The organism is Planktothrix sp. PCC 11201, assembly GCF_900009135.1.
GTDB lineage: Bacteria > Cyanobacteriota > Cyanobacteriia > Cyanobacteriales > Microcoleaceae > Planktothrix.
The window spans coordinates 1-20,114 of record NZ_LT797710.1 but is presented as its reverse complement, the minus strand read 5'-3'; the positions used below and the strand labels follow the sequence as shown (position 1 = coordinate 20,114).

The 20,114-nt window shown below is 39.9% G+C and carries 23 protein-coding genes and 1 pseudogene; 12 read left to right on the top strand and 12 right to left on the bottom strand.

Annotation, left to right across the window (positions count from 1 at the left end; translation table 11 throughout):
* Positions 1-161: 161 nt before the first annotated feature.
* From PL11201_RS19415 to PL11201_RS19395, 5 genes are all read right to left on the bottom strand, one after another.
* On the bottom strand, positions 162-1,112 hold the full coding sequence (locus PL11201_RS19415; RefSeq protein ID WP_079680546.1) for a class I SAM-dependent methyltransferase: 951 nt from the start codon (positions 1,110-1,112) through the stop codon (positions 162-164).
* 34 nt (positions 1,113-1,146) lie between these two features.
* Positions 1,147-1,380 (bottom strand): hypothetical protein, encoded by a 234-nt coding sequence (locus PL11201_RS19410; protein WP_079680545.1) that lies wholly within the window; start codon positions 1,378-1,380, stop codon positions 1,147-1,149.
* A 66-nt stretch (positions 1,381-1,446) separates the two neighbouring features.
* Positions 1,447-3,072 carry an S-layer homology domain-containing protein gene (locus PL11201_RS19405; protein WP_079680544.1) on the bottom strand — a complete coding sequence of 542 codons (1,626 nt, stop codon included), beginning with the start codon at positions 3,070-3,072 and terminating at the stop codon, positions 1,447-1,449.
* 12 nt (positions 3,073-3,084) lie between these two features.
* Positions 3,085-5,538 (bottom strand): Calx-beta domain-containing protein, encoded by a 2,454-nt coding sequence (locus PL11201_RS19400; RefSeq protein ID WP_079680543.1) that lies wholly within the window; start codon positions 5,536-5,538, stop codon positions 3,085-3,087.
* Between the two features lie 43 nt (positions 5,539-5,581).
* Positions 5,582-6,286 (bottom strand): polysaccharide deacetylase family protein, encoded by a 705-nt coding sequence (locus tag PL11201_RS19395; RefSeq protein WP_079680542.1) that lies wholly within the window; start codon positions 6,284-6,286, stop codon positions 5,582-5,584.
* Between the two features lie 94 nt (positions 6,287-6,380).
* Here PL11201_RS19395 and rd point away from each other — a divergent pair, with 94 nt between their 5' ends.
* Entirely contained in the window at positions 6,381-6,542 is a 162-nt protein-coding gene (rd, locus tag PL11201_RS19390) for a rubredoxin (protein ID WP_079681035.1), read from the top strand.
* Between the two features lie 9 nt (positions 6,543-6,551).
* Positions 6,552-7,790 carry a BaiN/RdsA family NAD(P)/FAD-dependent oxidoreductase gene (locus PL11201_RS19385; RefSeq protein ID WP_079680541.1) on the top strand — a complete coding sequence of 413 codons (1,239 nt, stop codon included), beginning with the start codon at positions 6,552-6,554 and terminating at the stop codon, positions 7,788-7,790.
* A 47-nt stretch (positions 7,791-7,837) separates the two neighbouring features.
* Here the strand turns inward: PL11201_RS19385 and PL11201_RS19380 are convergent, their stop codons facing one another.
* Entirely contained in the window at positions 7,838-8,029 is a 192-nt protein-coding gene (locus tag PL11201_RS19380; protein WP_079680540.1) for a hypothetical protein, read from the bottom strand.
* A 75-nt stretch (positions 8,030-8,104) separates the two neighbouring features.
* On the opposite strand from PL11201_RS19380, the gene ruvA reads away from it, so the two are divergent.
* Positions 8,105-8,737 (top strand): Holliday junction branch migration protein RuvA, encoded by a 633-nt coding sequence (gene ruvA, locus PL11201_RS19375; RefSeq protein WP_079680539.1) that lies wholly within the window; start codon positions 8,105-8,107, stop codon positions 8,735-8,737.
* 161 nt (positions 8,738-8,898) lie between these two features.
* Here the strand turns inward: ruvA and PL11201_RS19370 are convergent, their stop codons facing one another.
* Positions 8,899-9,111: a hypothetical protein gene (locus tag PL11201_RS19370; RefSeq protein WP_079680538.1), complete on the bottom strand. Its 213-nt coding sequence runs from the start codon at positions 9,109-9,111 to the stop codon at positions 8,899-8,901.
* A gap of 154 nt (positions 9,112-9,265) precedes the next feature.
* On the opposite strand from PL11201_RS19370, the gene PL11201_RS19365 reads away from it, so the two are divergent.
* Together PL11201_RS19365 and PL11201_RS19360 are read left to right on the top strand one after the other, a co-directional pair.
* Entirely contained in the window at positions 9,266-9,754 is a 489-nt protein-coding gene (locus PL11201_RS19365) for a type II toxin-antitoxin system VapC family toxin (RefSeq protein ID WP_079680537.1), read from the top strand.
* A 2-nt stretch (positions 9,755-9,756) separates the two neighbouring features.
* On the top strand, positions 9,757-9,942 hold the full coding sequence (locus PL11201_RS19360) for a hypothetical protein (RefSeq protein ID WP_079680536.1): 186 nt from the start codon (positions 9,757-9,759) through the stop codon (positions 9,940-9,942).
* 24 nt (positions 9,943-9,966) lie between these two features.
* Here the strand turns inward: PL11201_RS19360 and PL11201_RS19355 are convergent, their stop codons facing one another.
* From PL11201_RS19355 to PL11201_RS19350, 3 genes and pseudogenes are all read right to left on the bottom strand, one after another.
* On the bottom strand, positions 9,967-10,230 hold the full coding sequence (locus PL11201_RS19355) for a hypothetical protein (protein ID WP_079680535.1): 264 nt from the start codon (positions 10,228-10,230) through the stop codon (positions 9,967-9,969).
* 71 nt (positions 10,231-10,301) lie between these two features.
* A pseudogene (locus tag PL11201_RS26210) lies at positions 10,302-10,448 on the bottom strand (IS701 family transposase); the annotation flags it as partial.
* Between the two features lie 60 nt (positions 10,449-10,508).
* Positions 10,509-10,976, bottom strand: coding sequence for a hypothetical protein (locus PL11201_RS19350; RefSeq protein WP_079680534.1), 468 nt, complete (start codon positions 10,974-10,976; stop codon positions 10,509-10,511).
* 124 nt (positions 10,977-11,100) lie between these two features.
* Here PL11201_RS19350 and rpsO point away from each other — a divergent pair, with 124 nt between their 5' ends.
* From rpsO to PL11201_RS19330, 4 genes are all read left to right on the top strand, one after another.
* Entirely contained in the window at positions 11,101-11,370 is a 270-nt protein-coding gene (gene rpsO / locus PL11201_RS19345; protein ID WP_079680533.1) for a 30S ribosomal protein S15, read from the top strand.
* Between the two features lie 87 nt (positions 11,371-11,457).
* Positions 11,458-11,994 carry a PAM68 family protein gene (locus PL11201_RS19340; RefSeq protein ID WP_079680532.1) on the top strand — a complete coding sequence of 179 codons (537 nt, stop codon included), beginning with the start codon at positions 11,458-11,460 and terminating at the stop codon, positions 11,992-11,994.
* Between the two features lie 120 nt (positions 11,995-12,114).
* A complete protein-coding gene (gene aroF, locus PL11201_RS19335; RefSeq protein ID WP_079680531.1) occupies positions 12,115-13,176 on the top strand; it encodes a 3-deoxy-7-phosphoheptulonate synthase in 1,062 nt (353 codons plus the stop codon).
* 125 nt (positions 13,177-13,301) lie between these two features.
* On the top strand, positions 13,302-14,255 hold the full coding sequence (locus tag PL11201_RS19330) for a hypothetical protein (RefSeq protein ID WP_079680530.1): 954 nt from the start codon (positions 13,302-13,304) through the stop codon (positions 14,253-14,255).
* A gap of 60 nt (positions 14,256-14,315) precedes the next feature.
* Here PL11201_RS19330 and PL11201_RS19325 read toward each other — a convergent pair whose 3' ends face one another.
* Entirely contained in the window at positions 14,316-15,470 is a 1,155-nt protein-coding gene (locus PL11201_RS19325) for a GspE/PulE/PilB domain-containing protein (protein ID WP_079680529.1), read from the bottom strand.
* Positions 15,471-15,726: 256 nt separating this feature from the next.
* Entirely contained in the window at positions 15,727-16,575 is an 849-nt protein-coding gene (locus tag PL11201_RS19320; RefSeq protein ID WP_079680528.1) for a hypothetical protein, read from the bottom strand.
* 237 nt (positions 16,576-16,812) lie between these two features.
* Between PL11201_RS19320 and PL11201_RS19315 the strand changes: the two genes are divergently transcribed.
* The 3 genes from PL11201_RS19315 (at position 16,813) to trpD (ending at position 19,958) form a co-directional block, all read left to right on the top strand.
* A complete protein-coding gene (locus PL11201_RS19315; protein WP_234996779.1) occupies positions 16,813-17,355 on the top strand; it encodes a L,D-transpeptidase in 543 nt (180 codons plus the stop codon).
* Between the two features lie 258 nt (positions 17,356-17,613).
* Positions 17,614-18,786 (top strand): RNA-guided endonuclease InsQ/TnpB family protein, encoded by a 1,173-nt coding sequence (locus PL11201_RS19310; RefSeq protein WP_339394370.1) that lies wholly within the window; start codon positions 17,614-17,616, stop codon positions 18,784-18,786.
* Positions 18,787-18,878: 92 nt separating this feature from the next.
* Positions 18,879-19,958 carry an anthranilate phosphoribosyltransferase gene (gene trpD / locus PL11201_RS19305; protein ID WP_079680526.1) on the top strand — a complete coding sequence of 360 codons (1,080 nt, stop codon included), beginning with the start codon at positions 18,879-18,881 and terminating at the stop codon, positions 19,956-19,958.
* The last annotated feature ends 156 nt before the right edge of the window (positions 19,959-20,114 follow it).

The window sequence follows — 20,114 nt, the reverse complement described above, 5'->3', positions numbered from 1 at the left end:
AAAAACCCCGCCCCGCCTATATTTAAAATGGGAAAGAACGAGTTAGAGTAAAGATTATGCAAACAGACTTAAAGCATAAATTAGTAGGGTACGGCCATCAACGCGATCGCACCATCTACCATTATTTTATGACTAAGATGGTGCTGAAGCACAACAACGGGTTAGGGTTTGAGAGCAATAATTGTCCGATGGCGAGGGTCACTGGGAAGGGTGATTTTATAATCAAACCCCACCTCTTTTAAGGTTTCTTCCACATCAAAAGTATAATATTCATCACTCCAAGGTTCGGTACTTTTCATCAGAATAAATAACGCTGGAGGTAAGTTCTGAATTACTTCTGATTTGGGGTTATTATCCACAATGGCTAAACAGCCACCTGGACGTAAAATTCGGAGAGCTTCCTGAAAGATTTCTCGACTGGGTTTGTTCGGGAGTTCATGTAATAGAAATTGCAAGGTAACAACATCAAAACTGTTATCGGGAAAACTGGTATTTTCAGCCAGTTCCTGTCTCCATTCGGCTATTTCTCCCTGGGTATCTCGAACTTTTGCCACCGCTAACATATAGGGCGATAAATCTAACCCGACTGTTCTAATATTATCACCATATTTCTGTACTAAATAGCGGTGTAATGGTAGGGTAGACATCCCCACAGAACAACCAATATCTAACACATTCTCCACCTGTTCAGGACAATATTGTCCTAGGATTTCATGGAAACTAGAACGCAAGCGATGTTCTGCGGTTTCCCAAGTAATTTGTTCTTTTGGCCAGACTCGTAAACCCATGGCTTTTGTTGCGGGTTCGGCTTCAAAAGCAGCTAACCAACATAAATTTCCCTGGTCATAGGCATGAAAGGGAACTTGATAATAATTGGGGTATTTAATATTAGGATTTGTGACGGTTTTTAACAGTTCTTTGGCTCCCGATGCGTCTAATTCTTGACAAGTTTTTCGCCATGGAACTCCATTTTTTTCGGCGGTTTTAATTAAAACTTTTCTCGCTTGAAGTTTTATTAAACTATAAAGCGGTTTCGTTTGGATTAAAATATTAACAATTTGAGACAGAAAATCCTCTCCTGCCCAGTCTGGTTTTAGTTTGGCGTTAATCATAGTTTAAAAATGGTTGAAGACAAGGATTGATTTATCATGAAATAGAATGAGAAATGGGTAATGGATGCCCCAATTTGATCCCCAATAAAATCCAATCTTCTAAAGTTGAACGCAATTCTTGTTCACATTGTTTTAAGGTTGAACCAAAAGCAATAACTCCTTGACAAATTGGGATTTTCCCCACAAAAGTCTGATCTTCCAGTTTGTCATAAATTGCTTCAGCCATTGCCTGCTCAAGATAATCACTGAGGATATACTGTACAGCCATTGCTAATCCAAAATTAATTGCATTTTTCCTATTATAGAATATTTGAGTCAATGTATTTATGAAGTTTTATTCCATGTATCCTGTCTGTTTTAACCATTGGCGAAGTTGAGTAAAAAATTGGTTTCTATCGGGGTTTTGATAAACTTCTTTAACAGTTTTCCATCCTGCATCTGCTTGACCGAGTAAATACTGTTGGGCTAAATAAGCGGCTAAAGCTCCTTTTAAATCTTGTTTCAGGCGATTACGTTTAGTGATTTCTTGTAACAAAACCGAGTTATGTTCCGCAAGCAATTCAGAATATTTTCTGGTCACATCTTGCCATTCCCCAAACTGATATTTAAAAATCTGTAAAGGTAATTGTTCAGGGGTATAGACTTGAAATTGTTTACTAAATCGTTGGTCATAATGAAGCAAAATTGGGGTTTCTTGGTTGTCTGTTTTCAGTTGATAGGAAATTAAACCCCATTTTTGTTGTAAATCTCGATATTCCCGTTTAATCGGACTATACCGATAAATCACGGAATAGTAACTCTTGAAATTGTTGTCTTCATCAACTAATAAATCTACTAAAATTTCAGGTTCTTTATCATTATCTAAATCTAGGATTTTAAAATCAATCACCCTGGCATTTTTAACGGTTTTTACTCCAGGACTAGATAAATTTGCCATGGAAATAACATCTTCTGAAATCAAATCCCCTTTACGGGTAATTTTAATTTGGACGAGTTGAACTGTACTATTAGAATCTGCTAATAATTCAGCTTTAATCTCTCCTAAAGTTACTGTTTTTTGCACCTTTAAATCCTTTATTTCTGGATAGGATGCAGGTTTTGATTCTATTGGCGGTGTTCCTTGAGGTTGCATGGTAACTACCGGGGTTCTCGGGGAAGATTTAGACTCTGAACTGACTGCTGGATCATCAGAAATTGAGACTCTGGCAATATATTCAGTCGGAACTAAAGCCTGTTTTTTGTCTTCGGAAATCGCTTGACAAATTAAGGTAGCAACTTCCGCCCGGGTTGCGGGTTTATTAGGATTTAATCGCCGCACATTCGGATAATTAACTACTAACCAATTTTCTGTTGCTGTTGCGATCGCTTTTTTTGCATATTCAGGAATATCAGAAGCATCATCAAAGATTTTGGTTAATTGTTGATCGGAAACTTGGCTAGATTTATAATCCAAACCATTAACTACCGCCACTAACGCCTGGACTCTAGGGATATTTAATAAAGGATTAAAAACACTTCCTAAATATCCTGACATAAACCCTTTTTGATTCACCTCTTGAATAGCATTGTAGGCCCAAAAATCCGTTGGGACATCGACAAAATCAATCGCTTTTTCACTTCGAGGAATTTTAGGAAATGCTTGACTAATAATAGCTGCAAATTCAGCCCGATTAACGGGACTATCGGGGCGAAAAGTATCATCTTCATAATAGCCTTTTACAATATTTTTTTGGGCTAAATTCTCAATACAATTTTGCGCCCAATGACCTTTAATATCTGAAAAATTTCGAGAATCTTCAGCAAAAACGGGATTAATAAATGGTAGGGATTTCTGAGTAATAATTATTCCTAAAGCAACGATAAAAAATAACTTAATCTGGGATAAATTAGACCTCCATTTCATAAGGAAAAAAGCCATTAATTTTCCAGACTGAAAATAGGATAAAATTTTAGATTTCATATTACTCCTTATTTAAACAAATTGAACAACAGCACCCACACCTGGTAAGGTGGTATCCAAATCAGGAACACCCACCAAGACGAGATTACTAACACTAGCAACGGATGTTCCAAAATTTAAGTCGGTATCGGAATTATTCGTAACCGGACTTAAATAAGTTTTAACTAAATTTCCGGTTCTTAATTCATAGCGAAATGTTCCTCCTAAATTTCCTAATCCATAGCCCGGAGAACCAATCAAAACCTCATTTCCCATCATGGCTAGAGCTTGACCAAATTGATTAAATTCCTCCACTTTAGGAGCATTATAACGTTGTAAAATTGCTCCGGTAATCCCATCGAATAAAAAGGCGATTCCCGCATCTGTTCCCCCCTGGTCGTCTCCTGGCGCACCGATTAAAATATCTCGACCAACACCCGTCCAGGCGACGGAATAACCAAAATTATCTAACCCGGGATTGGGATTTTTAAAGGTTTGCAAAAGCTGTCCGGTGACACTATCAAAAATATAAGCTTCACCGGGTTGTTTTCCCACGGTTGGGGTTAAACTGGCGGGCGCACCAATTAATACTCTATCTCCGCCAACCGCCGCCACGGACGCACCAAAAAAATCATTAATTTGAGGGTTAGGATTCAAAAATGTTTGCAATAGTTGACCCGTGTTTCCATCAAATAAATAGGCGATTCCTCCGGCGGGTGCTAAGGTGGAATCACTAGGTGCACCGACAATAACATTATTGCCCAAAGTAGCCACGGAATAACCAAATAAATTAAATACATTTGGGGTCGGATTATTGATAGCTAAATAGGGCGCTCCCGTGGCGGTACTAAACCCATAAACCGCTCCAGAATTGGGGGCTAAACTACTATCTTGAGATGCGCCAATAATAATATTATCTCCTAAAGTTGTAGCTACAGATTGACCAAATTTTGAAGCACCCGCAGCTGGAGAAGGGTTACGAAAAGTTAATGTTGGTTGTTGAGTTGTGAGATTAAATAAATAGGCGATTCCTTGATTATTAGTTTGACCGGGGGCGGTTACTGCTAAGAAATTATTTCCTAACCGAGATAACTTGGAACCAAATTGAGCATTTTCTTCTGGAATAGGATTAACTAATGTTCCTAATGCTGAAGGTGGAATTTCATCATCTATAATGTCTAAAATAGCTTGATTAGGTGTGCCGATTTGGGCAAAATTAGTGGGGTTTTCTAAGGTTAAAAGTAAGTTAGATGAATAATTGGGAACATTATTATTAACAATGGGAATTTTAATGATTTTAGGGGTAGTATCTCCATTGGCAAAATTAACAATAATTGGTGTAGTATCGACTTGATTTCCCGTTGGCGTTAAGGGAGTAGGAATTGGAACTACCGTAACGCTGACTTCTCCATCATTTCCACTGTTTCTAACAACGGTAATCGGATTAATTACAGTCCCATTTTCATTGACAGCAAATTGATCGGAACTAAAAGCTACAGACCCAGGAATAATAAAGTTAGAACGATTAATTTTATCTGGTTTAATTCCTTGTAAAACAGCTACAATTTCGCCAGATTTAGATTCTAAAACCGTACTATTTTCGGTTCTGGGATCTGGTTTAAGGGTGAGATTTTCAAAACCCAAATCTCCAGTTAAAAGAATAATATCTTCCTCTGGCTTAAAGTCTAAAATAACATCCGATAATTCCAGATTATTACTTAAATTATTACTATCTAAAACAAAAATATCTTTACCTTTTCCACCGATTAACGTATCACTTCCTGCGTCCCCAGAAAGCCAATCATCTCCGTCATCTCCAATGATTTGATCATTGCCTTGACCCCCAACTAAGGTATCATTTCCCATCCCTCCCGATACCTGATCATTTCCAGCATTTCCTGTTACTAAATCATTCCCTCCGTCTCCTCGAACCTGATCATTTCCATTCCCTCCAAAAACCGTATCATCTCCATCTTCTGCACCGATAAAATCATCTCCATCATTGCCTTCAACCCAATCATTATCTACTCCTGATCTGAGTTCATCATTCCCCTGACCTCCGAATATAAAATCCTTACCTAAATCCTCTCTAACTTGATCATTTCCTGACCCAGAATAAATGGTATCATCCCCTTCAACTCCCGATAATTGGGTCGGATTATCAGGATCTACAAATCCCACAAACCGATCATTTCCTGCTTCTCCAAATAACAGATCATTGCCTTGATTTCCCAAAATTTGATCGTCTCCAACCCCTCCAAATAGAGTATCATTTCCCCCTTCTCCAAATAATTGATCGTTATCTGAATTACCATAAATTAGTTCGGAATCCGATGAACCACGAACCGTATCATCTCCTCCTAATAAAAAAGCACCTAACTTAAATACACCCAATTCTCCAGGGAAAAATCTTATGTCTTCAGGGGTATTATCTCCGACTAAGCGAAGTAAACCTGTGGTAGAATCGGTTTCTGGTTTTAGCACCATGATGTCATTGGGTAAACTAAAATTAAAATACTAACATTGCTAATTATAGCATCGGTTTTGCTGACTGCCAAAATTTAGAAATCGTTACAAATTGATAGCCCCCTTCTAATAATTTAGGAATAATTTCTTCAGCCGTTTTTGCCACATCTTTTCCCCCATCATATCCATCATGGAGGACAATAATTGACCCATTTCGAGTTTGTTTGATCACCCGATGGCTGACAACTTCAACCCCAGGATGTACCCAATCTTCGGGGACAACACTCCACATTACTGGACGATATCCCCAAGTTGTTAATAAATCTAAAGTTCGGGGTAAAAATACACCGTTAGGGGGACGAACATCTGGGATTAATTCGGGTTCCAAACCGCAAGCATTAAAAATAGCTGTTTTAGTTCTTTCTAAGCTTTGTTTTAATTCTGTTTCTGTTAACAATGGGAAAGTATCGTGTTTATAACCATGTAGCCCTATCCAATGACCTTGTTGATATACAGCTTGGGAAATTTCAGGATATTTTTCTACCTCTTGTCCTAACCAAAAAAAACTAGCTTTAATTTGAAACCGTTCTAAAACCTTTAATAATTCTAAAGTATATTGGGGGTGCGGCCCATCATCGAAGGTTAAACAAATTTCCGGTTGAGATGAATCCCCTTTCCATAGACATAGGGGAAATTTTTGGCTTAAAAGTGGATACAAATAGGGGAAAAATGAGGCAAATTGTAGTTTAAAATTGAAAGGGTTATTCATAGAGGTTTAAGTTCACAAATCTTTGTATAAATAAGTTGGTATTGGGTTAAAAAAAATGTACCATATTGATCGGCAATTAATTGGCAAATCTGACATGAAAAAGTATGTTTGTAAAACCTGTGGCTATACCTACGATCCCGAATACGGTGATACCGATGGCGGTATTGACGAGGGCACAGCTTTTGAAGATATCCCAGAAGACTGGATTTGTCCACTTTGTAGCGCGGAAAAAAAAGATTTTGAATTAGAAGAATAGAGGGTTAATTTGTCTAGTATACAGCCTTTAAAAGTGATTGTAATTGGGGGTGGAGCAGCAGGTTTTTTTGGAGCGATTACTTGTGCAAATCACCACGCCCAGACTCAAGTAATTTTGCTTGAAGCCGGACAACAAACCCTGGCTAAAGTGAGGATTTCGGGGGGGGGACGGTGTAATGTCACCCATGCTTGTTTTGAACCGACTCAATTTGTGCAGAATTACCCCAGGGGAAGCAAAGCTTTGCGCGGTGCTTTTAGTCGATTTCAAGCTAAAAATACCGTTGAATGGTTTGCTAGTCATGGGGTGAAATTAAAAACAGAAACCGATGGGCGAATGTTCCCCACAACGGACGATTCTGCTACTATAGTTAACTGTTTAATTAGAGTAGCAGAACAGGCGGGAGTCAGGATTAAAACGCAAGCTCCGGTGGCTTCTATTTCCTATAATAATTATAGCCCCTATCCTTTTAAAATTCAACTGAAATCGGGAGAAATTTTAGAAGGCGATCGCATTTTACTGGCGACCGGAAGTAACCCCTCTGGTTATAAGTTTGCTCAGGCTTTAGGACATACAATTATTCCACCAGTTCCCTCTTTATTTACCTTTAATCTTAAGGATAAACGACTGCAAGATTTAGCGGGAGTTTCTGTTAGTTCGGCGCGGGTTAAACTCCCTCAAGCTAAATTAGAACAAACCGGGCCATTATTAATTACCCATTGGGGATTAAGTGGGCCAGCAATTTTAAAATTATCCGCTTGGGGGGCGAGGGTTTTATATGATTGTAATTATAAATCCCCTCTACAAATTAATTGGCTTCCCCAGGAACATCCAGAACAGTTAAAAGAAAAATTATTAGATCTGAAATCACAATTCCCTAATCGTTTAATATCAGCAAATTGTCCGGTAGATTTACCTCGTCGTCTGTGGAAACAATTAGTTGATTATCTGGGAATTGATGAGGAAAAACGCTGGTCAGAAATTTCTAATAAATCTTTAAATCAACTAATTCAAGAATTAACCCAAGGAAGTTATAATATTAATGGCAAGGGTATTTTTAAGGAAGAATTTGTTACCTGTGGTGGAATAAATTTAAAGGAAGTTGATTTTAAAACCATGGAAAGTCGCTGTTGTCCCGGGTTATATTTAGCCGGAGAAATCTTAGATATTGATGGAGTTACCGGGGGATTTAATTTTCAGAGTGCTTGGACAACAGGATGGTTAGCAGGAAAATCTGTTGTTGGGCTTTAGTCCATGAAAAGAGTGCCCAAGCGCAACAACGAATAATAAACAAATTATCAAATTTTGGGTTTTCCGTCCTCTGATTTTGGAATATCTGGACAAGAATTTGTGGTTTTCAAGTGATAACCTTGTTTTTCCATTGTCTCTACAAAATGAGTAGGATCTTGATTATTTTTTTCAGGTAATATTTCAGGAGGATGATTTTTTAAATCTTGGCGTTTGTGTTTAAGTTTAGATTGTTTACCCATGATCTTAATACCCTGATAATTAATGAAAATAATGGTACAATAATTATAACACTTTGAACTATTTTAATTTTCTATATGATGGGTTATCTCAAGGGGAATGTTGCTGATCTTCAAAAAGGAACAGGAAATCGAATCACCCTATTACTCGATGTTAATAATATCGGGTATGAAGTGCAAATTTTACCTCGAATGAGAGCGGAATTACCTGCATTTGGAGAGTCGATGCAAATTTTCACCCATTTACAAGTCCGAGAAGATCAAATAGTTTTATACGGCTTTTCTAATATGGCTGAACGGGATTTGTTTCGCCAATTAATTAGCGTTAGTGGAATAGGAACTCAATTAGCGATCGCCCTTTTAGATACCCTCGGACTCCAAGATTTAATTCAAGCAATTGTCGGCGGTAATACTCGCGTTTTATCCAAAACTCCAGGCGTCGGAAGCAAAACCGCAGAACGCATCGCCCTAGAACTCAAAACTAAACTATCGGAATGGCGACAACAAGCTGGAATGCTTTCATCTACTCCCTCTAATATTACCCCAAAAATTCAAGAAGAAGTGGAAATGACCTTACTCGCCCTGGGTTACACTGGAGCAGAAGTGATGCAAGCTTTACAAGTTATTAGTCAAGATTCTAGTCTAGCAAAGCAAACTAATTCCGATGAATGGATTAGAAGTGCGATCGCTTGGTTAAGTCAAGGAACTTGAAAATCTTTGTGTTTTCGTGTCTTTGTGGTTGGGATTATTGTTACCACGAAGACACTCATGACACAAAGAAATAAGTCTGTAATCAATTTTGACATCCACCCCGCCGTAAACGGACGAGGATTGCTCACCACGCCACCTTATAACAATATCTCCTTTTTTTACTACCATTTGATTTCCTCTCCATCTTCTAAGGTATATAGACCGGGTTCATTATTAAGAAAGTTAAATGTCCCTTCTGACTCGGCTAAATGGGCGATTTCTTCTGGGGAAGGGTAAGAGAGATCAAGAAATAATTTTTGTTCAAGGAGAGTCCGTTCTTCCTTAGAAAGTGACTCAATAATTGTAATCAAAGATTCAACCAGTTTGGTGTTCATAATATTTACTCCAGATATCAATGTCTTTAGGATAACGGTGAGTTCATTTTATTTTCCTTTCTAGGTTTATTATCTTAGGTGTTTTGATCGTTGTGACGGTTGACACATCTCTTTTGTATGGCATGATGAACTTAATTATCCACAATCTTTGAGAATGATTCAAACTGTTTACATTGAGACCAGTATTATTGGCTACCTGACGGCTCGCCCCACAGATAATTTAATTGTGGCAGCAAATATGAAAATTACTCAAGACTGGTGGGACGAGTATTGTAACTCACTGGTACTTTATACTTCCGAACTGGTTGAAGATGAAGCCCAAAGAGGAGACTCAATCATCGCGACTCAACGCTTAACCCTACTACAATCTTTGATATTTCTGGAGTTTACAGAAGAAGCCACAGATCTCGCACAGGAATTTCTACAGCAGAGTAATCTACCCGAAAAAGCCTCTAATGATGCTCTGCATATTGCTCTAGCTACGGTTTACGGGTTGAATTATCTGTTAACATGGAACTGCAAGCACATGGCAAATTCTCAGATCCAAAGAAAGTTATCTGAAATTAGCCGTAATCTAGGATATACCCTACCATTTATCTGTACCCCTTACGAATTTCTTAACCTTGATCCTCTGGGAGAATAACAATGTATAAAGATCCAATTTTAGAAGAAATCCATAATTATAGAGAGGAGTACGCAAAATCATTTAACTATGACCTCAAGGCTATATTTGATGATTTGCGAAATAAACAAATGGCTAGTAGCCGAAAATTTGTCAAACTTCCCATCAACCGCTTACCCAATGCACCCCAGCACCCAACAGTAGGCTAAAGCCATTATCTGCAAAAACCGTTTTCATTCTTCACCTTTGGGCGCGCCATACAAATAATAATCAATATTTTCGGCAAAATCTTTAGGAAGTTTTTCCCATTCTTCGGGAGGAACTTCTGATATAATTTCATCGACCATATTTAGGATAGAATTATTAAGTTTGGCTTGGGTTAAATCCGTTGTGTTTCTGGTTTTGACTCTGGTTTTCAGGAAAATCAAGAAGTGATAAACTTCCTCAATTACAAAGTCGGGTGTAGTTTCGAGTTCTTGAATAAGTTCTTGTTTCATAATATAGATTGAATTTTGGGGTTGATGTTAACCGAAATATAGGGTTGGGACTAGTGGGACTTAAACAAAAATCAAGCCCAAATCAAGCCTAAACTTGCTTTGTAGGCTGCAAATACATCCCTATTATCCTGTAGCCACTCCACAAATCGAAAGGAAATAGCTGTGCGAAAGGCTTCAAGGGCATCAGCAAATGTGTTTAAAGGTTTGTTAGCCCATCGACTTCATTGCTGACCAAGGAGCTGCGGTTAAAAAGTGGTGTAATCGGTGGTAAGTTACTCCTACGGCGTTATTCGCCATTTCTGATAACCTTCATCCTGAAGCACCGATTCCAGATTATCTAAGACCAGTAAAAACCGTTGTTGTTGCAGACAGTGGATTAAAACCTCGGTTAATTTGAGCCACTTTTTCGGCGTGGATGTGGCTAATTTTTTTAAAGGTTTCTGGAAACTGCGATATGGTTCTGAGGTGGCGATGGACTTTAATAATAACCCAACGGCTAATCCGACGGCTTTGGTGAGGTCGTTGTTAGAGAGAATATCTTCTTGTCCCAGACTGTTGACAATAGCCCCAAGATCACCTGCGAATATATTCCCAGCAAGTCCTGTACCAATGGCACTAACGCATTGCAGTAGGCCAATTCCTTGTAAAGCCGGAATCAGGGGACAAGCAACACCCCCAACCACAATCGCCCCAAAGGTTGTTAACAGACGTAGATTGCGTTGACTAACTAAATCGAGAATTCCCACGTTCTCACCCCTGAGCTAGATTTATTAATGATAAGCGAACAGCCAACAATCAACAATCAAAACAAAAGTGTGGTATCCTAAGTGATTGTGGAAATTTACGGATCATCTCTGAGATTCAACAACTATGGCTCTCACACAGCAGCGTAAACAAGAAATCATGTCCGAGCACCAAACCCATGAAACCGATACCGGTTCCTGCGAGGTGCAAGTGGCTATGCTGACGGAACGGATTAGCAAACTCAGCGAACACTTAAAAATCAATAAAAAAGATCACGCTTCTCGCCGTGGACTTTTACAAATTATTAGTCGTCGCAAACGCCTATTAAGCTTTTTGCAACGGCAAGATAAAGCCCGCTACCAAGCATTAATCGCTCGTTTAGGAATTCGGGGCTAGGATTTTTCAGAAATGTTCTGAAAACCTTGGTCTTAATTCCCGACGTCAAGCTTTCCTCCTGCATTTCCAGACCCATTCTCTGAACCTATGTCCTCTGAACGTCCGACCGCACGGCCCGCCTTTGAACCTAAGAAGAATCGCAAAAAAACCGATAAAGCGACTTCTAATCCCCCAGCAAAGGCGATTTCAGACCCGAAACCGACAAAACCCAATCAGAAAGTTAGGGCGACTCCTGAGTCTCCTAAGCCTCAACCCAAAAGCCATAAGGAGACTCAACGCACCTATACCCGGGAAGAAACAGCAATTCCTGAGAAAGTTAGTCAACGGATGCTCTCTCGGATGGTGGTTTTAGCTGGAATTCCTTTGCTCCTGGGTTTGGCAAGCTTCATCGGCAGTTACTTCATCATTACCCAAGATTTACTCGTCCTTCCGAATACGGCTGTGGTAATTTTGAGTATGGGATGTTTTGGGTTAAGTGTCCTGGGGTTAAGCTATGGGGTGCTATCCGCATCCTGGGATGAGGAAGCCTCCGGTAGTATTTTGGGTTGGCAGGAATTCAAACTAAATTTAGGGCGAATGCAGGACGGATGGAAAGCTGCACAGCAAAAAAAACAGAAAAATTAAGAATTCAAAAGTTTGTGTCCAAAACTGAATTGTTATACGCTAAATTAGCTTTAACTCGGGCTGTATTTTCTTAGACAATTTCAGCTTTTTAAATTTGATCGATCGATCAAAACAGGATAAATGATTATAGTAATGAAAGTCGGCACACCAGAAGCCGAAATTGAACGTTTAAGTGAAGATCTCAAAACCAGTTGGGGTTTATCACCGGAGAAAATTGTCGGTAAACACAAGGTTGTGATGGGGTTAGTCGGTGAAACTGCCGATCTCGACCCTTTACAACTGCGGGAAATGAGTCCCTTTATTGAGGACGTCATGCGGGTGGAAAAACCCTATAAACGGGTAAGTCGCGCCTACCGTCATGGAGAAGCCAGTGAAGTCACTGTCCCCACTCCCGCCGGAAATGTTACCTTTAGCGAACATCATCCCCTAGTCGTTGTGGCTGGGCCTTGCTCGGTGGAAAACGAGGAGATGATTGTCGAAACGGCAAAACGAGTCAAAGCCGCCGGGGCTCAATTCCTGCGGGGTGGAGCCTTCAAACCTCGGACATCTCCCTACGCCTTTCAAGGACATGGGGAAAGTGCCTTGGGGCTATTAGCAGCGGCCCGGGATGCAACGGGACTGGGGATTATTACCGAGTTAATGGATGCCGAAGACCTGGACAAATTAGGGGAAGTCGCCGATATTATTCAAATTGGCGCTCGCAATATGCAGAACTTTTCCCTATTGAAAAAAGTGGGAGCGCAAAATAAACCCGTATTACTCAAACGGGGCATGGCTGCCACCATCGAAGAATGGTTAATGGCGGCGGAATATATCCTAGCGGGTGGTAACCCCAACGTGATTTTGTGTGAACGGGGAATTCGCACCTTTGATCGTCAGTATGCCCGTAATACCTTGGATTTATCCGTTTTACCTGTATTGCGATCGCTCACCCACCTGCCGATTATGATCGATCCCAGTCACGGTGTCGGTGTGGCGGAATATGTTCCCTCCATGGCCATGGCTGCGATTGCCGCTGGGACAGATTCCCTGATGATTGAAGTCCACCCCAACCCGGCTAAGGCCCTCTCCGATGGCCCCCAATCCCTGACTCCAGAACGGTTTGACCGCTTAATGCAGGAACTGTCTGTCATCGGTAAAGCCGTGGGTCGTTGGCCGAAAGAACTGGCCGTCGTCGGTTAAATTAGTCTCAAAAATTTGAAACTTGATCAAGGCGTTTGCTACAAACGCCTTTGTTTTTGGCATCTATCCATTATGATTGTGTTAAAATCTCGGCAAAAATTATTTCTTGAGGAGTGAACTGGCAAATGTCTGATCTGTACAAAACTGTTTTTTTAGGGACTGCGATCGCATTAACCCTGAATGGGGGTGAACTTCTAGCTCAAGAACTTTCCTCGGAATCCTCCTTAGAAAAGGTTGTTGCATCTTCAGTAGAAATTGCCTCTCAAACCTTCTCAGAAACACCGGATTTTAACCCAGAGCAGGTTTTTGCTCAAACTTCAGAGCTTAATCCTTCCCTAGAAATAGCTGCTCAAACCACCTTAAAAACATCGGATTTTGACCCAGAGCAGGTATCTATTCAACCTTCAGAACTTCATCCCTCAATCGAAAGTATTCAACAGCAACCCCAGACTTTATCGGAAGTTAAAAATAATTTTTCTTCAACCAAAGCAGCCGATTTAAGTAATAGTTGGATGGATCGAGTGGAGTGGAATATTGCTCAAAATCCAGATCAATCTTTACCTGTTGCTCAACAACAAAACTCAGAAGAAAAACCCGAAGATCCGCGTAAAGCCGCCGATGCTAATGGTCGTCGTTTAAGTAATAACTATAATTATATTGGAATTGGAGGTAATATTGGGATTACCGGAGATGGATCAGGTTTAGGAGGAGGGGGTTTAATGAGCCTCTCAAAAACCGGGTTTTCTGAAAATCTTTCCTTACATTCCAGTGGAATTTTGATTGGCAGTGATAGTGCGAGTCTAGTTCATTTAACGGCTGATTTTCCGATCAGAAGTGAAACAAATGCTGTGCGTTTTTCACCCTTTGTAGGAGCCGGAATTATCTACAAAGATTTATTTAATAGTGACCTTAGTTTCGGCCCTTCAGCGACCGTGGGAATTGATATTCCCGTTTCCTATAGTTTTTTAATTACTGGACGTGCCAGTGTCGGATATATTCGAGAAGAAACGGATTTTGGGATTCAAGTTGGTTTTAGTTATATCTACACGAAAGGTTTACTGGGTTTGATTTTTAAATAATTTTACCCAAAAAGGAGTATTGTGGCAATAATAGTCACAATATTCCCTATTCCCTATTCCCTATTCCCTATTCCCTATTCCCTGTTCCTGACTTTTTTCAATTAAAGCATCAGATTCTTGAACCATAGTTTTTAATAGTTGATTCAGTAATAACAAATTCTCAGAAGATAGTGGCGTTATTGCTAGACGATTGTTCAGTTCACTTAGTTTATTTTGAAGTTGCTGCGTCAGTCTTAGAGCATCTAAACTTAACTTAGATAACTGTTGTTTTTGATAAAACTTTAAAGCAGCCCCGCGTAAAACCTGTAGGTTAGCTTCTTCTCCCAAGGGTGCTGGATTAACTCTTAAACGCATTAAAAGATGAGTATTTTGATAAAGCCATTCCCTTTCAACTTGTCGCGGTTTATCTACGGGAATTAATGGTAGTTCTACTAACAGTTTCAATTCATTAATAACCCCCTTAAATTGCTGATCATCTAACCCGGTAACAACGGATTGTAAAACGCCATCCTGACTCCACAAAATTCGACCTAAATTAGCCTCTTGACGTTCAAAATAAAGCCGTCCAATACCCCCCATTAAAACTCGTCCTAAAAGTTCTTGTAATAATTCATGGGGAGATAACATTGATAAAACTTCTACCGGACTTTCTAAATAAGTCGTCTTTACCTCTAAAACCGATAGTGCTTCCGAAGAACTTGGGGATGTTGGTTGTATAGATTCAGGTAAAAAATTTTCGATTTTTGAAGTTGATAAATTTGAATTGACTGGTGCTAAAGAAATAACTGGCTCTATTTCCACAACTTTTGGAGAGGGAACAGAAGTCGAAACATCAGAACTGGAAACAGGAGTTTGTGATGAGTTTTTCTGTTCAGACAATTGGGTGATTGTTTCAATATCTATTTTCAAAGATTCATCAGCTTTAACCTGTTGGGTATGATAGAGATAGGCTGATAAAATAGAACGTTGCTCCTCCGAAGAAATCACCTGACTGATGATGGAGCAATTCATGTAGGATACGATCTTCTGCACATATTCTAAGGCTGATTGATCTTCTGAATCAACAACACCTAAATATAAATGATTCTCTTTGAGACATAAAGGTAAAATTTGGTAATGCAAGCAAACTTCTAGCGGTAAAATACTGTCAATTAAGGCAAAAATTTGCTGCGCTTCCAGTGGAACTGTCCCAGTTGCTTCAGATTTAGCTAACATTTTTTATAATTTAATTTAGTGTCTTAGTCCAATATTCTTGGGTTTAGAGCTAAGTTCAGTATGAATTAGCTGCATATCAAAAAGGCACCCCGACGGCAATTCCATATCTGCAACCGTTGAGGAATGAAGACAAGGGTATTAGTAACGGTTATCGATATAAGTTTAGTTTAACAGTTTTTGCGGAAATCATCTATAAAATGCAAGTGGAAATTGCCCAAATCACGGAGGCGGAGATTAGCGATCGCAACTGGAAGTCCTACAGGTCATCCTCGTACTCATAATAGGGAATGCTATCCATCGGGTTGGTTTTCAAGCTGATTCCTTCCTGTCTGACTTTAAGATCATAATAAATAACCCCAGCAATTGATTGCCAAAAAGGAAGAAATAAGGCCCCGATAATAATATTGATCGCTACGGAAAATAAATTTACAACCAGATGATAAGTGGAGGAATCCGTGCTAACTATAAATGCTAAATACAATTGCAAAAAGACCACAATAAATAGAAGTAAAATCGAAAAAGGAAGGATAATCAAAAATCCCAGAAACAGAATACCTTGAATCCGAAATACCGATCCCTTGGTTAAGTTCCAACTAAGAATAATTGCTGCTGTTGCGGTCATATTATCTTCAACGGCTAGGGGTAAAGACGCAATAAAAAGTCGAGAAACCAGCCCAATATACGCAAATACAATAGCAATAAAAAACGCAAAACCTATTAAGTATATAATCGCGTTATCTTCTCCTGAAATAGCCAACACGAGACCAAAGGAAATTACCCAGACTAAAACTAATCCCAAAATTCCACCCATTAAAATTAAGGCGACCAGAAGTCCTTGTCCTAGAAAACTCCACATTCTTGGCTCGACGCGGGAACGAGCTTCTGAAATTACTTCGGGTTGTTCTAAGGTTTCATAATAGGCTAAACGGCTAATTAGTGCAGAAAGGGCTAAACATTTAGCCCAGCCATAAATGGGAACAATTGACCAGCAATAGGCTTGCAGGGCAATATTAAAATAGGATTTAAAATGATCTCGATAAATGCGTAACCCGGCACTAATGACACCCACTATGCTAAGGGAGCCAAGGGTTTGATTTTTAGACATAGTTGTAAGATGATGTGACAAATAAGCCGATTTTCCCATTATCTTAAACCACAATTCTCAAAATCCCCAAAATTCTATAAATATTAGACTTTGGGGAGGAAGACGAGAAAAACATGGGAAACAATAATAGTGAATCAACCCGTCAAAAGAAACAATAACAGTGACATGGTTAGAGGAAAAAGTTTTCTAAAACATTTGACAGCAGTTATTTTCGGGACAACTGTACTGGTCGGGGGAGTGACAAAACAGACCCCGGCCCTATCTGTTCAGCCCCAAAACCCCATTCCCCTGGCTCCATCCCCGATCAAATTATTAACCCCTAATACTCCCAAATTTGCGACTTCTAATTTATTCCCCCAACCCAATAATCAACTTAATGACTCCATTGAAAATAATTTGAGAGTGGTGATTAAATTAAATCAACGTCGCGTTTATCTCTATCAAAATCAACAACTCCAAACCAGCTATCCCATCGCCGTTGGTCGAGAAGGTTGGGAAACTCCTGTCGGTGAATATCAAGTGATTGAAATGATTTCCCAGCCCACTTGGGAACATCCCTTTACCGGAGAAATTATTCCTCCAGGGCCAGATAATCCTTTAGGAGAGCGTTGGATTGGGTTTTGGACAGATGGAAAAAACTATATTGGCTTCCATGGAACTCCTAATACTGAAACCGTTGGACAAGCCGCGTCCCACGGTTGTATTCGGATGTTTAATCAAGATGTTTTGGCTCTATTTCAGAGGGTAAAAATCGGAACCCTCGTAATCGTTGAACCTTAAACGCGGATTAGATGGATTACGCTGATTTCACGGATTTTAATATTTGTCACCATAGCAAACAACCTAATCCGCGCCATCTGTGTAATCTGCCTAATCCGTGTTCCCTCTTATTATCAGAAAAATGGGTTTAAAATCCCTAAGTTCCACTTAGGCTTTTTATTCAATTGTAGTGTATACTGAAGAAGAAGATTTTAAGCGCAAAGAATGAAGTTAAGGTATCGGTATAGAATCTACCCAACTGACCAACAAAAGAGGCTAATGTCCCAATTGTTTGGTTGTTGTCGTGTGGTTTTTAACGATGCCTTAGCTTACTGTCAAGAACAACATCGTGCTGGTAATAAAAAACCTTCCAGTAATGAACTTTCTAAGAGACTTACAGAACTCAAGAAAACCGAGGAAAAGCAATGGTTAACAGAAGTTTCCTCGGTTCCCTTGCAGCAGTCTTTGAGAGATTTAGAGCAGGCTTATTCAAACTTTTTCAAATCCTGTAAAGGGCAAAGAAAAGGCAAGAAAGTTAAACCTCCTAAATTCAAGAAACGTAAATCCAAGCAATCAGCTAGATTTATGGATAACGGGTTTAAACTCTATCCTAATTCAGATTACATTCACCTAGCTAAAATAGGTGATATTAGAGTAATTTGGAGTCGAGAATTACCCGCAGTTCCTTCTAGTGCTACCTTGATTAAAGATAGTGCTAATCGATACTTTGTTAGTTTTGTAGTTGAGTTTAATCCTCAACAATTACCTAAAAATGAACAAAGTGTTGGAATTGATTTAGGTATAACCGATTTTGCTACATTAAGTAACGGTGAAAAAATTAAATCCTCCAAACCTTTAAAAAAACAATTAAAGCGTTTAAGGAAATTACAGCAAAATTTGTCAAGGGAACAGAATGGCAGCAAAAGAAGGGAAGTTACTAGAAAAAAACTAGCTAAACTTCACGCCAAGATTTCTGATACCCGAAATGATTTTTTACATAAGTTATCAACTAAGATTATTCGTGAAAATCAAACAATAGTCTTAGAAGATTTGAATGTATCAGGAATGATGAAAAATCGCAAACTAGCCCGTGCTATTAGTGACTTAGGTTGGCAGTATTTCAGAACTATGTTAGAAGCTAAATCAGTCATGTACGGGCGTGATTTTCGGATTATTGATAGATGGACTCCAACTTCTCAAACTTGCTCTTGCTGTGGTTTTAAAGGTGGCAAAAAAGAGCTAAATGTTAGAGAGTGGATTTGTTTAAATTGTGGTACTTTTCACGATAGAGATGTGAATGCCGCAATTAATATTTTAGTCGCCGGAGGGCTTTCGGAGACTCTAAACGGACGTGGAGAGAAGGTCAGACTTTCTGCAAAGAAAGCACATCTCGGCGAAGCGTCAACCCTTCCAGCATTTAAGCAGTTGTCAATATTTGACCTACTTAAATAGATGGAATCCCCGCCCGTTTTACGGCGGGGTGGATGTCAACAATTCCCACAATACGGTAAACTGAACAATGGTTAATGTAAACTCCACTTTTCATGACAAATCCTGATCCATCCCAAACTAATCCCAATCTTTGGCCGCAATTATTACAACAACTGTTAGACGGCCAATCCCTTGACCTAACCCAAGCCTCACAATTAATGCAGGGATGGCTCCTAGAAACAGTTCCCCCCGTTCTTTCCGGGGCGATTTTGGCGGCGATACAAGCCAAAGGCGTCTCCGCCACAGAATTAACCGGAATGGCCTCGGTTTTGCAGTCCTTTGGTTCCTCGGATACCCCCACAAAAAACAATTCCGGCATCATTTCTAACTACCGTGTGATTGATACCTGCGGCACCGGAGGCGATGGAGCTTCCACCTTCAATATTTCCACCACCGTTGCCTTTGTAGCTGCGGCGGCGGGGGTTCCGGTAGCGAAACATGGAAACCGTTCCGCATCGAGTAAAGTTGGCTCTGCGGATGTATTAGAAGCCTTGGGCGTGAACCTGAAAGCACCGACCGAAAAAGTGAAACAGGCGTTATCAACTGTCGGAATCACCTTTTTATTCGCCCCGGGTTGGCATCCCGCCCTCAAAACCGTGGCCCCCCTACGTCAAACTCTGAAAGTCCGAACCGTATTTAATTTATTAGGGCCCCTGGTTAATCCCCTATATCCCACCGGACAAATCATTGGGGTTTTTGATCCTAAAATGCTGCCCATCATTGCCCAAGCCTTAAACCAACTCGGGACAGAAGTTGCGATCGTTTTACATGGACGGGAACGATTGGACGAAGCTGGATTAGGGGATATCACCGACTTAGCAATTTTATCCCAAGGAGAGGTTAAATCAGCCACCCTCAACCCCCAGAATTTGGGATTAACTCCCGCCCCCCTAACGGCTCTCAAAGGAGGAGAGGTGCAGGAAAATTCGGAGATTCTGAGAAATTTATTGCAGGGAAAAGGCACACAGGCGCAAAAAGATGTGGTAGCCCTGAATGGGTCTTTAGCCTTACAGGTTGCGGGTGTTGTACCGATGGCCGACCATGAGCAAGGAATTCGTTTAGTTCAAGAGATTTTACAAAGTGGTGCGGCTTGGTCAAAACTGGAAGAATTGGTTAAATTTCTTAGGGATTAATGTTAACTCACGGTCAGAGATTTGTAAAAAATTTAAATGCTATTGTTGCGCAACAAGCGCAACAATAGGATAATGGGATAAATTATATAGCAAGAGGCAATAGGGAATAGGCAATCTCGCTATAGGTAAATACTTACTGTGAGCAGCTTTTAGCTT